Annotated in this window: 11 protein-coding genes; 5 read left to right on the top strand and 6 right to left on the bottom strand. The window is 62.9% G+C overall.

Going from position 1 to position 14,832, the window contains the following annotated elements:
* Nucleotides 1–80: 80 nt before the first annotated feature.
* From G7047_RS20915 to G7047_RS20905, 3 genes are read right to left on the bottom strand one after another with little or no spacing between them, the layout of a single operon-like run.
* Nucleotides 81–851 carry a crotonase/enoyl-CoA hydratase family protein gene (locus tag G7047_RS20915; protein WP_166309721.1) on the bottom strand — a complete coding sequence of 257 codons (771 nt, stop codon included), beginning with the start codon at nucleotides 849–851 and terminating at the stop codon, nucleotides 81–83.
* 27 nt (nucleotides 852–878) lie between these two features.
* Nucleotides 879–1,646 carry an SDR family NAD(P)-dependent oxidoreductase gene (locus G7047_RS20910; RefSeq protein WP_166309719.1) on the bottom strand — a complete coding sequence of 256 codons (768 nt, stop codon included), beginning with the start codon at nucleotides 1,644–1,646 and terminating at the stop codon, nucleotides 879–881.
* A gap of 1 nt (nucleotide 1,647) precedes the next feature.
* Nucleotides 1,648–2,826 carry a thiolase family protein gene (locus G7047_RS20905; protein WP_166309717.1) on the bottom strand — a complete coding sequence of 393 codons (1,179 nt, stop codon included), beginning with the start codon at nucleotides 2,824–2,826 and terminating at the stop codon, nucleotides 1,648–1,650.
* A gap of 222 nt (nucleotides 2,827–3,048) precedes the next feature.
* Here G7047_RS20905 and G7047_RS20900 point away from each other — a divergent pair, with 222 nt between their 5' ends.
* Genes G7047_RS20900 through G7047_RS20890 form a run of 3 tightly spaced genes read left to right on the top strand, consistent with a single transcriptional unit; the run spans nucleotide 3,049 to nucleotide 6,846 of the window.
* The gene (locus G7047_RS20900) at nucleotides 3,049–4,626 is read left to right on the top strand and encodes an AMP-binding protein (RefSeq protein WP_166309715.1); all 1,578 of its coding nucleotides are present in this window, start codon (nucleotides 3,049–3,051) and stop codon (nucleotides 4,624–4,626) included.
* Nucleotides 4,627–4,664: 38 nt separating this feature from the next.
* Entirely contained in the window at nucleotides 4,665–5,807 is a 1,143-nt protein-coding gene (locus tag G7047_RS20895; protein ID WP_166309713.1) for an acyl-CoA dehydrogenase family protein, read from the top strand.
* Between the two features lie 58 nt (nucleotides 5,808–5,865).
* Nucleotides 5,866–6,846: a tripartite tricarboxylate transporter substrate binding protein gene (locus G7047_RS20890; protein WP_166309711.1), complete on the top strand. Its 981-nt coding sequence runs from the start codon at nucleotides 5,866–5,868 to the stop codon at nucleotides 6,844–6,846.
* Nucleotides 6,847–6,938: 92 nt separating this feature from the next.
* Here G7047_RS20890 and G7047_RS20885 read toward each other — a convergent pair whose 3' ends face one another.
* The 3 genes from G7047_RS20885 to G7047_RS20875 form a co-directional block, all read right to left on the bottom strand.
* Entirely contained in the window at nucleotides 6,939–9,611 is a 2,673-nt protein-coding gene (locus tag G7047_RS20885; protein ID WP_166309709.1) for a DUF5979 domain-containing protein, read from the bottom strand.
* A gap of 274 nt (nucleotides 9,612–9,885) precedes the next feature.
* Nucleotides 9,886–10,713, bottom strand: a complete 828-nt coding sequence (locus G7047_RS20880) for a hypothetical protein (RefSeq protein WP_205904659.1) — start codon at nucleotides 10,711–10,713, stop codon at nucleotides 9,886–9,888.
* A gap of 66 nt (nucleotides 10,714–10,779) precedes the next feature.
* Nucleotides 10,780–12,510 carry an FMN-binding glutamate synthase family protein gene (locus G7047_RS20875; RefSeq protein ID WP_166309705.1) on the bottom strand — a complete coding sequence of 577 codons (1,731 nt, stop codon included), beginning with the start codon at nucleotides 12,508–12,510 and terminating at the stop codon, nucleotides 10,780–10,782.
* Between the two features lie 280 nt (nucleotides 12,511–12,790).
* Between G7047_RS20875 and G7047_RS20870 the strand changes: the two genes are divergently transcribed.
* Both G7047_RS20870 and G7047_RS20865 read left to right on the top strand, forming a co-directional pair.
* The gene (locus G7047_RS20870; protein ID WP_166309703.1) at nucleotides 12,791–13,645 is read left to right on the top strand and encodes a YecA family protein; all 855 of its coding nucleotides are present in this window, start codon (nucleotides 12,791–12,793) and stop codon (nucleotides 13,643–13,645) included.
* Between the two features lie 216 nt (nucleotides 13,646–13,861).
* Nucleotides 13,862–14,812 carry a sugar ABC transporter substrate-binding protein gene (locus G7047_RS20865; protein ID WP_166309701.1) on the top strand — a complete coding sequence of 317 codons (951 nt, stop codon included), beginning with the start codon at nucleotides 13,862–13,864 and terminating at the stop codon, nucleotides 14,810–14,812.
* The last annotated feature ends 20 nt before the right edge of the window (nucleotides 14,813–14,832 follow it).

The following is a 14,832-nucleotide window of genomic DNA, read 5'->3' as shown; positions in this document are numbered from 1 at the left end:
GATCGACTCATGCAAAGGGTCCTTGGTGCACGCATGCAACAACGAAGGCCATCAGTCGGGATGGCTGCGTTCAGCGTGCGTCAAATGCCCTTCCAGGCGGGTTTGCGTTTTTCAGCGAAAGCGGCCGCGCCTTCACGGGCGTCTTGCGATGCGAAGACCGGGTTGGTGATGGCGGCCTGTTTGTCGAACATTTCCTCGCGGCTCCAGTCCACCGATTCGGTGACCACTTGCTTGCTTGCAATCAACGACAGGGGACCGTTGGCGGCTACGGCGTTGGCCAACTCGATGGCGGCATCGAGCGCCGTGCCGGGCTCAACGAGGCGGTTGATCAGGCCGTTCTGGTGGGCGCGCTCAGCGCTCAGCATGTCGCCGGTGAGGATGCATTCCATCGCGATGTGATACGGCATGCGCTTGGGCAGGCGCAGAAGGCCACCGCCAGCGGCGGCGAGGCCGCGTTTCACTTCGGGCAGGCCGAACTTGGCTGCGCTCGATGCGACCACCAGATCGCAGGCAAGCACGACCTCGAAACCGCCCGCGAGCGCATAGCCCTCGACCGCGGCGATGATCGGCTTGCGCGGTGGCTTGATGGTGATTCCGCAGAAGCCGCGACCGGGGATGCTGGGGCGTTTGCCCTGCAGAAAGCCTTTCAGATCCATGCCCGCGCAGAACGTGCCGCCCGCGCCAACAATGATGCCCACGGAGAGTGCCGGGTTCGCATCAAACGCATCGATGGCGGCGACCATGGCCTCGGCCATTTCCAGCGTCACGGCGTTCTTCGCTTCGGGGCGGTTGAGCGTCATGATCTGAAGGTTGCCTCGGATCTCGACGAGTAGGGGAGTGGTTTCTGACATGGGAGCGTCTCCTGAAAAGTGAATGCCTCAGCGCGGCTGCATGCGGATCGCGCCGTCAAGGCGAATGGTCTCGCCGTTGAGCATGGGATTCTCGAGGATATGCAGCGCCGTCAGCGCATATTCATTCGGCTTTCCGAGGCGTGGTGGATTGGGCACCGAGGCCGCGAGTGACTGGCGGATTTCCTCGGGCAGCTTGGCGAGGATCGGCGTGTCGAACAGGCCCGGCGCAATCGTGCACACGCGGATCATCTTGGTGGCCAGATCGCGCGCGGCGACGATGGTCATGCCGATGATGCCGGCCTTGGCCGAGGCATAGGGAATCTGTCCGATCTGGCCCTCGTATCCCGCGACCGACGCGGTGAGCACGCAGGCACCGCGTTCGCCGTCGACGGGCGCGTTCTTCGCCATCGAAGCCGCCGCAAGCCGCAGCGTGTTGAAGGTGCCGATGAGGTTGATGCGCACGATGTTGGTGTACTTCTCGAGCGAGCCGGGACTGCCGTCTTTCTCGACCAGCCGCACCGGGCCGCCGACGCCCGCGCAATGCACCAGCGCGCGGAACTCGCCAAAGGCTTCGGCGGCGGCGATGGCGGCCTGCATTTGCTCGCCATCGGCCACGTCGGCCTTCACGAACTTGAGCTGACCGGCGTACTGCTTTTCCATCGCCGCGCCCCGCTCTTCGTTGAGGTCGACGGCGACTACATTCAGTCCGCGCTCAAGCAGCGAAATCGCCGTTGCTTCACCGAGACCCGATACGCCACCCGTGACGATGGCGGTCATTCCTTTTTGCAGTTTCATTTCAGAGCCTTTCAATGATCGTGGCATTTGCCATGCCACCGGCTTCACACATGGATTGGATGCCGTAGCGCTGGCCGCTGTCTTCCATCGCGTGCAGCATCGTGGTCATCAGGCGCACGCCCGATGCGCCGAGCGGATGGCCGAGCGCGATCGCACCGCCGCGTGGGTTCAGGCGTTCGCCGTCAGCCTTGAGTTCCTTCTGCCACGCGAGTGGCACCGACGCGAAGGCCTCGTTGATCTCGTAGTGCTGGATGTCGTCGAGTTTCATCTTCGCCTTGGCGAGCACGCGCTGTGTGGCGGGAATCGGTGCGGTGAGCATGTAGAGCGGATCGTCGCCCACTACGTCGAACGCGACAAAGCGCGCGCGGGGGCGCAGGCCAAGCTGTTCAGCGCGCTTCTCGCTCATGATCAGCATGGCGCTTGCGCCATCGGTCATCTGCGAGGCGTTGCCCGCCGTGGTGCTCCATTGAATCTGCGGAAAGCGTGCGGAAAGTTCTTCGTTTTCAAACACCGCCTTGAGGCCCGCGAGCTTCTCGGGCGTGGTGCCTGCGCGTATGGTTTCGTCGGCGATCACGTGGCCATTCGGCGTATCAATGCCGACGATCTCGCGCGCGAATCTGCCGCCTGTTTGCGCCAGATGCGCGCGTTGGTGTGACTGGGCGGCGTAGCGATCCAGATCGCCTCGCGACAGCCCCCATTTGGCAGCAACGAGGTCGGCCGATACACCTTGACCCACCAGGCCCGGAGCGAAGCGTTCGTCAAAGCGCGGGCCCGTCGTGTTCTTGCCCATCCGCGAGCTGCCCATAGGCACGCGGCTCATCGACTCGACGCCGCAGGCGATCACGATGTCTTGCACGCCCGCCATGATGGCCTGCGCCGCAAAGTGCACGGCCTGCTGGCTCGATCCGCATTTGCGGTCGATGGTGGTCGACGGCACATGCGTTGGCAGACCCGCCGCCAGCCACGCGAGGCGTCCCGGCGTGCCCGCCTGCTCGCCCGCCTGGCTCACACAGCCGCAGATCACGTCGTCCACCGAACCGGGGTCGATGCCGGTACGCGCGATGAGCTGCTGCAGTACCTGAGAGAGCAGATCAACGGGGTGCAGCTCGGCGAGTGCACCGTCGGATTTGGCCCGGGCCATGGGGCTGCGAATGGCTTCAACGATGACAGGGATGTTCATGATTTATGAGACATTGGTTTCATTAAAATAATAATAGGTTTCAGAAAAACGAATTCGAACTGGTAGTAACCCGAGGAAGATGCAGACTATCGGGCGAGATACTGCGCACGTTCATTCGGAATTCGAGACTCGTGAACCGGATGTTATGAATTGAAGAACCCACGCAACACCCGCCCAGTGATGCAATGACTGGCGGCTTGCACGTTATGGAGACATTCAACAATGCACAACTTCTTGAGCTGGGCGCAGCTTCAACCCGACAAGGTGGTCCTGATCCAGGCTGAGACCGAAGAGACCTTCACCGCCAAGCGCATTGCTGATCGAGCGCTGCTTCTCGCGCAGTGGTTGGCCGGACTGGGGTTGAAATCCGAGGACACGATTGCGATCCTGCTCGAGAACCGCGTCGAGATCCTCGAGTTGGTGCTGGCTGCGCGCGAGGCGGGTCTCTATGCGGCGGTGATCAGCACCCACCTCACACCCGCCGAGGTGCAGTACATCGTGCAGGACAGTGGCGCGCAGCAGCTGTTTGTTTCGTCCGCCACCTGGCCGAACGCGCAGGCCGCGCATCAGGCACTGGGCCTGCCCTGCTTTTCCGTGGATGGCGACACCCCGGGCGTGCGCGGCATCGATGAACTGCTGAACGCCGCAGGCGCGCAGCCCGCACTCGATTTGAGCCAGCGCCCGCTGGGCCGTGACTTGCTCTATTCATCGGGCACCACAGGCAGGCCCAAGGGTGTGCGCAAACCGCTGTTCGCGCCAGAGTACCGCAAGCAGACAGATCCCGAGGTGGCGAATACACAGCGCCTTATGCAATTCGGCGAGCAGACTGTCTACCTGTCGCCCGCGCCGCTGTATCACGCCGCGCCGCTGCGCTACACGCTGCGCGCGCTCGACTCGGGCGGGCGCGCGGTCATCATGCGGCAGTTCGATGCGGAGTTCTCGCTCGCGTGCATTGACAAGTTCCGCGTCACTCACAGTCAATGGGTGCCGACCATGCTCAGCCGCATGTTCAAGTTGCCCGATGCGGTGAAGAGCAGGTACGACCTCTCCACCCACCGCGTCGCCATCCATGCGGCCGCTCCGTGCCCGGTGCCACTCAAGCTTGCGATTCTGCAATGGTGGGGCGACATTCTCATGGAGTACTACGCGGGTTCCGAGGGCTGCGGCACGACGCTGATCGACTCGAAGGAATGGCGCGGGCGCCCCGGGTCGGTGGGGCGCGCGATTGCGGGCGTGCTGCACGTTCTGGACGACGACGGCAACGAGCTTCCGGTGGGCCAGATCGGCCGCATCTATTTCGAGAATGGCGGCGAGTTCTGCTATCTCAACGACGAGGCCAAGACGCGCGAGGCCTTCAACGAGCGCGGCTGGGCGACCTATGGCGACATCGGCTACGTGGATGCGGATGGCTATCTCTTCTTGAGTGACAGGCGCGCCGATCTGATTCTGTCGGGCGGCGTGAACGTCTATCCGCAGGAGATCGAGAACGCGCTCGTCGCACATCCCGCCGTCGATGAAGTGGCCGTGGTCGGCGTGCCGCACGAGGACTTCGGCGAGCAGCCGCTGGCGGTCATCGTGCTCAAGTCCGGCCATGAAGGCAACGAAGCACTGGCGCGCGCCATCGTCGCGCAGGCCGCACCGCATCTATCCAAAGTGAAGTGGCCGAGGCAGGTGGTGTTCGAGACCCGTCTACCGCGCCTTGAGACCGGCAAGCTGCTGCGCCGCGTGCTCAAGGAGCGCTTTCGCGAAGACCCGAATGCTGGTTTCGATGTGCGAGCGGCAGCCGCCAACCAGCCTTGATGTCCTTTTTTGAACGTATTTTTCTAACGAGGTGAAGCATGCAGGATCTGATTGAACGCAGCGTTTTCCGTGAAGATCACGAACAGTTTCGCGAGGCCGCGCGCCGCTTTTTTGACAAGGAAGTCGTCCCGTACCATGGGCAGTGGGAGCGCGACGGCATCGTGCCCAAGGAGGTCTGGCGCAAGGCCGGTCATGAGGGGTTGCTCAACCCGATGCTGCCCGAGCCCTACGGCGGCGGTGGTGACTTTGGCCATGCGGCCGTGCTGCTCGAAGAGATCGCGCGCACCGGGGCGAGCGGCCTTGGTTTTCCGCTGCATTCCGACATCGTTGCGCCCTATATCAACGCCTACGGCAACAAGGCGCAGAAGGACCAGTGGCTGCCGAAGATGGCATCGGGCGAGCTGATCGGGGCCATCGCGATGACCGAGCCCGGCGCGGGCAGTGACCTCAAGTCGGTGCGCACCTCGGCGCGGCGCGAGGGCGATCATTACGTGATCAACGGCGCCAAGACCTTCATCACCAACGGCATCAACTGCGAGATCGTCATCGTGGTCTGCAAGACCGCACCCGAGATGGGGGCCAAGGGTGTGTCGCTCATCGTGGTCGAAGACGGCACGCCCGGCTTCAGCAAGGGTCGCAAGCTCGAGAAGATCGGCCTCATGGCGCAGGACACCTCGGAGCTGTTCTTCGACGACGTGAAGGTGCCCGTGGGCAACCTGCTTGGCGAAGAGAACATGGGGTTTAAGTACCTGATGCATGAGCTGGCGCAGGAGCGGCTGGTGGTGGCGGTGCGCGCTGCGGCGTCCATCGAGGCGTTTCTTCAGAAGACGATCGACTACACCCGCGACCGCAAGGCCTTCGGCCAGCCGGTGTTCGATTTCCAGAACACGCGCTTCAAGCTCGCCGAGGCCAAGTCACAGGCCACGATGCTGCGCGTGTTTGTGGACGACTGCATCGCGCTGCATATGCAGCGCAAGCTCACGCCCGACCGCGCGGCCATGGTCAAGCTCAACGCGACCACGCTGCAGAACAAGCTGCTCGACGAGTTCCTGCAACTGCACGGCGGCTACGGTTACATGACCGAGTACCAGGTGGGCCGCGCGTGGACCGATGCGCGCATCGGCCGCATCTACGGCGGCAGCGACGAGATCATGAAGGAGATCATCGCGCGCACCCTGTGATCTGGGCCGCGTGTCGAAACCCATTTTGAGAGAGTGACAACGCAGAGGAGCAAGAACCATGAAATCAGCGCGTCGACAAAGCCTGCAGCATCTGCTGGCCGCCGCCTTTCTCGCCGCCGCGCCCTGGAGCGCGGCCATTGCGGACACCTACCCCAGCAAGCCGATCCGTGTGATCGTGCCGTACCCGGCCGGTGGCGGTACCGACATCATCGGCCGCCTGATCGGCGCGCAGCTCAGCCAGCACTGGGGACAGGGCGTGATCGTCGAGAACAAACCCGGGGCAAGCGGCATGCTCGGAAATGACCTTGTTGCCAAGGCTCCGGGCGATGGCTATACCGTGCTGCTAGGCATCACGGCGCTGGTACAGATTCCGTCGCTCTACAAAAAGGTGCCCTACAAGCTCAGCGACCTCACGCCAGTGTCTCAGACTGCCAAGTCGGCCGATCTCGTCATGGTGCCGCGCAGCTCGGGCATCAAGTCGCTCGCCGAACTGGTGGCGCAGGCCAAGGCCGATCCGGCCAAGTTCAACTTCGGCTCCTACGGCAACGCCACCTCGTCGCACCTCAACGGCGAGCAGTTCAAGATGAAGGCCGGCATCGACCTCACGCATGTGCCGTATCAGGGCTCGGGCCCCGAGATGGCCGCGATGCTCGGTGGGCAACTGGCGAGCGCCTTTGTCGATGCGACGGGCGCGTATCCGCACATCAAGTCCGAGAAGATCACCATCCTCGCCGTCACCGGCCAGCAGCGCCACCCGGCCCTGCCCGAGGTGAAGACCATGGCCGAACTGGGATACTCCGGCTTCGAGGCCAACGGCTGGTTCGGATTCTTCTTGCCGGCGTCCACACCGCAATCCATCGTGGACAAGCTCGGTGCAGAGTTGGCCGCCATCGTCAAGCAACCCGACATCGCCAAACGCCTATCCGACATGGGGCTGATCCCGGTGGGCTCGACTCCGCAGGAATTTCGCACCGTGCTCGACAAGGATGCGGCGCACTGGAAGAGCATTGTGGACGCGGCGCGCATCAGCGTGGATTGAACAGCATACGCCGCAAACCAAAAAAAGGGGCGCTCCACTGATGTGAGCGCCCCTTGTCATTGGGTGATCCGAGAGGAGACCGGTCGCCGGATTCAGCGCTTGGCGCGTCCATTCCTCAGTGGACCGGCTGCTGCAAGCAACATCAGCAATGCGAGTGTGTACAGTGCCAATTCGCTCAGCGTCGGCACAGGCACGGAGTTGCCGTTGGTCGACGAGCTTGCCATGGGGAGCAGCACGTTGAAGTTGTTGCCGGAGCCCGAGATCACCGGTGTCTTCCACAGATAACCCGTAGGCAGCGGCAGAGTGGCGGGATCGGTTTTGAGGGTCAGCGTGCAGGTGGAACCTGCGGGAACCATTGGTGGATTGGCGATGCTGAGTTGTCCAGTGCTGCCCACCGTCAGTGCTCCGGTCGACGGAGTGGCGGCGCCGGGCGTGCAGGTGAGTTCGTAGTCAAGCGTCTTGCCGATCAGGTTCGGCGGGAAGGTGGACGGGCCGCCAGTGATGCTGCCGTTGATGTTTGCTGCACCAGGTGGCAGCACGGTCCAGGTGGCTACAACGGTCTGCACGCCGGTGCTCGGGTCATTGCTGTCGGCCAGCGTTGGAGTCGTGGATGCGAGCACATAGCCGGTCGGCAGCGGGCCGGGCGCAGAGCTGAACACCACGTCACAGTGCGAAGCACCGTCCGCCGTGGACGTCTGTGCGGTACCGGCAGCGTTGATTCCCAGCGGTGCGCTGCCCGAAGCAGGCGCTGCATTGCAACCGTTCGCCACAAAGGCCATGCCGGAGCCGTTTAGAGACGTGAAGTCCGCGCTGCCTGCCGTCGTCAATTGGGCTTGTACGGTGAGCTGCTTTTGCAGTGGTGCGGCCAGCGTGACGGTGTTGTTCACTAGTGTGACCTCTGTGTTGGCGGGGATGCCAGCAGGTAAGGCAACAGTGGGCGAGAACGTCATGGAAGCCGTGTTGGCCGGTGCCGGGAACTGCACTCCGAACGTAGCGGCTTCGCCGGGCGCGAGCGTGCAGTCGGTAGGCGACACGCATGCAGCCGGATTGGCCTTCAGAAACTGCTGGCGCGATTTGGGCGTGATGGTGGGTGTGGCGTCTGCGGGCATCAGCGCGCTCAGTTGCGCGTTGGAGGCCGTCGCCGTCTGGCTCAGGTTGGTCACGACCACGTCGTAGCTCAGCATCGATCCGGCGATGAACGGGCCGGGCAGCGAGGCGGGGTTGGTGGTCAGTTGCAGCTCGGGCGCGGTGCAGACCACGTTGGCGACGGCCTGTGCGTTGGTCTGGCCTTCCTTGGTGCTGAACTGATTGGGCACGCCGGGGGTGATGGTGAGCGTGGCCGTATTCTTGGTAGCGTCGATGCAGGCGTTGGTCGCGGGATCGGTGGTGTCAGTCCACTGCACGGGCAGGGTGATGGTGCATGTTCCCTTGAATGGGATGTTGAAGCCCGTGACCGAGAACCCGGTCCCGGTATTGGTGGCTGTTGCACCTGCACAGGTCGAGGTGACGGTATTGGCGCCAGCGAACTGGAGGTTGGAAGGCAACTGTGCTTCAACCCGGCCTCCGGTGATCACTCCGGTGCCGACGCCTGCATCGGTCAACGATTCGTTCTTCACGGTCAGCGTGATGGTGGACTGCGGCTGGCCGAGCGTGACAGCAAGCGGGGCCGGGTCGGTGCTGATCGATGCCAGTCCACCGCAGGCGCCGCCGGGGAGTGCCGCATTGATGAAGGCTTGACCGATGTTGTTTGCCGAGGTGGGATTGCCGCCGGACGTATTGGTGCCTAGATGAGTTCCATCAAAGGGCGAGATGTCCACGGTGGCGAATGTGCAGGTTCCGTTACCGCTGAATACCTGTGGTGCCGGAAAGAACACTCCATAGCCATCGTTGCCGGGATCCGGATTCGGGTACCTCTTGTGGATGGGATGGCGAAAGAGGATATTGTCCTTTGGCACGTTGTCGATGGTGAAGAAGTAACCTCCGTACATGTTGGGTAGCAGCGTTTTGAATCCCTCTGCGTACTTGGAGCCGAGACTCGGGTAGTTGGCTTCGGTATTCAAATTCGCAGTGTAGGCGTCGTCATAGTTCAGTGTGCCGAGCGTCAATGAGTTCACCAAAGCGCCAGGGTTGTTCGTGTCTTGGGTGGCCGGCTTCAGCAGGTCATTCACGAATCGGGCCATGTTCTTCGAGTGGTTGCGGGCGTTGTCACAACAAGAGTCGATGAAATACAGAATGGCATTGGGTCGCAGGGCGGGATCCTGCATGACGGCCGAGAGCGCGGCATATGCAGACTCAGTGACCTTGCGATAGGTACTGGCCACAATGATCAGGTCGTAGCGATCCGCATCGTCGGGTTTGAAAATGGACGCGAGATTGGCTCGGTCAGGATACTTGGTGTCGTTCGGAACGTAGACCACGCTTTCCTTGCCCGTTGGATTTCCGACGGCGTCCACTCGCGTGGAAAGAACACGAACCAGCGAAGTCGGAGTGGTGGAGTAACGACCCGGATCCGGGGATGAGACAGCGGTGGCGGCCACATCCGAGCCATCCGTCTTGTGCGGACGGATCGACAAGGCGCCATAGCGATAGTCGATTTTGGGATTGTCCTTGATGAGCGTGGAGACCGTCGCCGGTGCAACCGGCAGACCGAAAGCGGTTGCCACGTTGTCGGAGGCCACTTTGCCGTCGTCTTGGTAACCGGTGTCAGTGGGCGCGTCCGGATACGTGAAGGACTCGTTCGCAAAGCCCTCATTGGTCGTCAACACGAGAATTCTGGGGGAGGTCGCAGACCACGCTGGCGCACTGCAGACGGCTGCAAGGCAGACAGCGATGACTTGCAGCCGTCGTTTGAATTGACTCCCGAATGAATAACGAATCATTGCTCACCTCTATCAATATTCAAATTTCGATAATTTGAATAAATATAGCCAATGACTCAGATGAAATTGATAAACATTCTTAATTTTCCCGGTTTGTCATGGTTTTGATGCAGATATTGCATTCAATTGCATCAAACGGTGGTGCAACCGTGCAATCCGTTCACTCCATCAAGTCCCACATCGCGCGAAGCCGTTCGGTATCGCGCCCGAGCTTGCGATTGGCAGGCAGGTGGCGCAGCCAGCGCATGCGTCGCAGGGTGTTGGAGAGCACCTGCTTGAATTCGGGGCTGCGTTCGGGGTGGGTGAGCCATTCCTGCCAGTGGGCGCGTGCAGGCAGCAGGGCGCCCGCGTGGCTCAGGTAGACGGCAGTGGAGTGGGTGTAGCACAGGGCGTCGCGCACCTGGCACACGCCCATGGGCAGCACGGCGAGTGGGTCGTCCTCGAAGTCGACGCAGGCCAGTTCGCCATCGGGGCAGACCACCATGTTGCGCGCGAAGGCCTGGCTGAGCACGGTGCCCGAGCGGTGCACCTGGTCGATCATCGCAAGGCCCTGCTGCCACAGCGGCAGGATCGCGTCCGTGCCCTGAGGCACGACCGCGCGGATCACGTTGCCGAGCGAATGCACGTCCTGATCGGGCAGACCGAGGTGGCTCATCACGAAGCCGTCCTGCTCCTCGGCCAGCAGCTGCGGCACGCGAATGCCGCGCGCGGCGAGGTCCTTGAGGCGGCGGATCTCGGTGGCGATGGCCTCGCGCCCGCCGTGGTTGACGACTGGGCCGAGCACCGGTTCGTCGAGCAACACGCGCAGCACGCGCAGGATGCGGTAGCGCCATGCGGGCACCAGCGGGCCGGTGCGCTTGATCCAGACACGGCGGCCATCGACGTCGTAGCGCTGGATGTTCTTGGCCTGCGTGGCCAGATGCGCCTTGAGGAAGGCGTCGAAGTCCGTCGTTTGCGGTGAGGGGTCTGGTGGCTGAGGTTGGGACACGGGCGGACTTGGCGGCAAGGAAACTCCGCCGAAGGGCGGAGCGTTTCAGGGAGTGGCCCTAGCGTATCAGGATGCGACGAGCGATTCCTGCTCCTTGATCGAAATCGGTGCGCTGGGCGCAAGCGGCGGCGGCGCGAACTGGAACGTGTGCGCGCTCGCGCCGGGCCAGTATTGGCGAAAGACGTTGTGCTGTTTCGTCAGATCGCCGAGCAGCGCGCCGGGCTCCACCCGCATCACGAGATTGGCGAGCTGGCGCACCTCGGTGTCGGTGATGCGGCGCACGATGTGATGGGCAGTGATGTCGCAGGGGTGCTCGAGCCCGGCGGCCTGCACCAGCTCTTGCAACGCATGCAGCGTGCTCTTGTGGAAGTTGGCGACGCGCGTGGCCTTGTCGGGCACTACGAGGGCTTTCTGGCGGCCGGGGTCCTGCGTGGCGACGCCCGTGGGGCAGTGGCCGGTGTGGCAGCTTTGCGCCTGAATGCAGCCCAGCGCCATCATGAAACCGCGCCCCGCGTTGCACCAGTCAGCGCCGAGCGCCATCATGCGCGCGATGTCGAACGCGGTGATCACCTTGCCGGCCGCGCCGATCTTGATGCGGTGGCGCAGGCCCGCGCCAATCAGCGTGTTGTGCACCAGCAGCAGCCCTTCCTGCAGCGGCACGCCGACATGGTCGACGAACTCGACCGGCGCCGCGCCCGTGCCGCCTTCTGCGCCATCGACCACGATGAAATCAGGCGTGATGTTGGTCTCCAGCATGGCTTTGACGATGGCAAACCATTCCCATGGATGGCCGACGCAGAACTTGAATCCGGTGGGCTTGCCGCCGGACTTTTCGCGCAGGCGGGCGATGAAATGCATCATCTCGGTCGGCGTCTTGAACGCGCTATGCGTGGGCGGGCTGATGCAGTCCACCCCCACCGGCACACCGCGCGCGGCGGCGATCTCGGGGGTGACCTTGGGGCCGAGCAGCATGCCACCATGGCCGGGCTTCGCGCCCTGGCTGAGCTTCAGCTCGATCATCTTGACCTGCGGGTCGGTGGCGTTGGCGATGTACTTTTCTTCGCTGAACGTGCCATCGTCGTTGCGGCAGCCGAAGTAGCCCGAGGCCACCTCCCAGATCAGGTCGCCGCCATGCACGCGGTGGTGCTGGCTGATCGAGCCCTCGCCAGTGTCATGCGCGAAGCCGCCGGTCTTGGCGCCCTTGTTGAGCGCCAGAATCGCGTTGGCCGACAGCGCACCGAAGCTCATCGCAGAGATGTTGAAGATGCTGGCGTTATACGGCTGCGTGCAGGGAGACGCACCTTCGGCTTTTGCATCCGGGCTGCCGCCGATCCAGATGCGGAAGTCGTGCGAGGTGAGCTTGGTGGGCTGCATCGAATGGTTCACCCATTCGTAGCCCTGTGCGCTCACGTTGAGCAGCGTGCCGAGCGGGCGGCTGTCGGGCTCGCCCTTGGCGCGTTGGTACACGAGCGAGCGCTGGGCGCGGGAGAACGGCAGCGCCTCCTGATCGGACTCGATGAAGTACTGGCGGATCTCGGGGCGGATGTACTCCAGCATGAAGCGGAAGTGCCCGATGATCGGATAGTTGCGCAGGATGGCGTGGCGCGTCTGCAGCATGTCCCACACGCCGAGCACCGACAGCGCGAGACACACGCCATAGCCCACCCACCACCAGCCGCCGCCCCAGAAGCGCGCGGCGGTGAAGAACAGGCCGGTGCCGAGCAGCGCAAGGCAGAAGCTGGTGTAGCGGATCGGGACCCATGCGGGAATGCGGCGAGGGGCGAGGGTTTGGCTCATCGGGCGAATGTCGATCGTGGAGGGATGGGAGACAGTGTGCCGCAAGGTTTGAAAGGGCAACAACTGAGATTGCTTTGATGCAAGCGTATTGCAGCCAGTCGAGAAATGCCTGTGAGAAGTGAAAGACCCTTTGGCGCAGCGCCAGCGGGGGGTATGAGGCCTTGGCATGGGGCGTTCGAGGGGCACGGCGTAAAATTGAGCCCTTTTTATGGCGACAGTGCAGGCGTTTTGTAGCGCCTCGGGCGCTTGCCACCAACCAGACCACCCACCAGAATTTCCCATGGCAGACCAAGACTCCACCCCATCCTCGACGGCTCCGGATTCGGACGACGACTTCAACCCGGCGCTGAGCAACGACGCACTCGACGAGCTGGATGCCATGCTCGACGACATCCGCAGCCGCAACGACGAGACGCCCCAGTGGGAGTTCTGCGACGGCTACCTGACCGCGTTGGTCTGCACGCGTCGCCCCATCGACGTGGCCGAATGGCTGCCGATGCTGCTTGGTGATGGCCTGATCATCGAAGACGCTCCTGAAGATGGCCCGCTGCCGTTCCAGGCCGACACCTTCAAGGACGAGGCCCAGCAGGCACGCTTTCTGGAGCTGTGCCAGCTGCGTTTGGACGAGATTGCCACGCAACTCGACATTGAGACTGACGCGCTTGACTCCGACGACGCATTCCAGCCCGAGTGCATGGACATGCGCGGCGCCATCGCCATGCTGCCTGAGGAAGAGAAGGCCGAAATGGAAGGCCAGGACATTCCCTCGTTCGGCCAGGTCTGGGCGCTGGGCTTCATGTTCGCGGTTGAAAACTGGCCCGAGGACTGGGCCGCTCCGCGTGACAAGGACGCCACCAAGTGGATCGACGACTCGCTCGAAAAGATGGTCGCCGTGACCGAGGACGACACCGGCAAGCCCGCAGTCAATCTGTATGACGACCAAGGCCCCGCCAGCACCAGCCAGGACCGTGTGGAGAAGGTTGGCGAGATGATTTGGGCCTGCTACGACCTGCGCCAGATCTGGAAGAGCTTCGGTCCGCGCGTGGAGACCGTGCGTCGCGGAAACGAACCTGGCCGCAATGATCCCTGCCCCTGCGGCAGCGGCAAAAAATACAAAAAGTGCCACGGGGCCTGAAACCAGCCTCCGTCCGAAGAGCGGCCCAAGGGGCCGTTTTTTTATGGCTTTTGACGGGGCGTGAGAGGGGAGTTCGCTGCAAAACCTAGGGTAAACTGCAGGCCGCAAACGTTTGCGTAGGCGCAAAATCACGCTTTTGCTATCAATTCAAGTGATTGGAGGACGGCGTGTTTGCGTCGTTCCGCTGGTCGCGTCCATTCCCTTCTGGAGAGACACATGCGCTTTTCTCGTCGTACCCTGACCGCCGCTCTGGCGCTGGCTTCCGTCGCTGGTTTTGCTCACAACGCCGTTGCCGCGGACAAGCCCAAAGTGGCGCTGGTCATGAAATCGCTGGCCAACGAGTTCTTCCGCACGATGGAAGACGGCGCGAAGGCGCACCAGAAGCAGAACGCGGGCAAGTACACGCTGGTGGCCAACGGCATCAAGGACGAGACGGATACCGCAGCGCAGATCAAGATGGTTGAGCAGATGGTGGCGCAGCGCGTGAACGCCATCGTGATCGCTCCGGCGGATTCGAAGGCGCTGGTTCCGGCGCTCAAGGCGGCGGCCGACAAGGGCGTGCTGATCATCAACATCGACAACAAGCTCGACTCCGCCGCGCTGGCCAGCAAGGATCTGAAGGTGCCGTTCGTCGGCCCGGACAACCGTTCCGGCGCGAAGCTGGTGGGTGATTTTCTTGCCAAGAAGCTGGCTTCGGGCGACAAGGTTGGCATCGTCGAGGGCGTGTCCACTTCGTTCAATGCTCAGCAACGCACGCTGGGCTATCAGGACGCGATGAAGGCCGCGGGCGCGAACGTGGTGAGCGTGCAATCCGGCCAGTGGGAAATCGACAAGGGCAACACGGTGGCCGCAGGCATGCTGCGCGAGCATCCCGATCTGAAGGCGATTCTCGCGGGCAACGACAGCATGGCGCTGGGCGTGGTCGCCGCCGTGAAGGCCTCAGGCCGTACCGGCAAGGTGGATGTGGTCGGCTATGACAACATCGCCGCGCTCAAGCCGATGCTCAAGGATGGCCGCGTACTGGCCACGGCCGACCAGTTCGCCGCCAAGCAGGCGGTGTTCGGCATCGACATTGCCTTGAAGGCGATCGCGGAAGGCAAGAAGCAGGCCGATCTGCCCACGGAAGTGAAGACCGACGTGGTGCTGGTCACCAAGGACACCAAGTAAGCGCGGCGGCAGCGGTACAG

The organism is Diaphorobacter sp. HDW4A (assembly GCF_011305995.1).
GTDB lineage: Bacteria > Pseudomonadota > Gammaproteobacteria > Burkholderiales > Burkholderiaceae_C > Diaphorobacter_A.
Note: the sequence above shows the minus strand (reverse complement) of the source record. Positions and strands in the feature narration are given on the sequence as shown.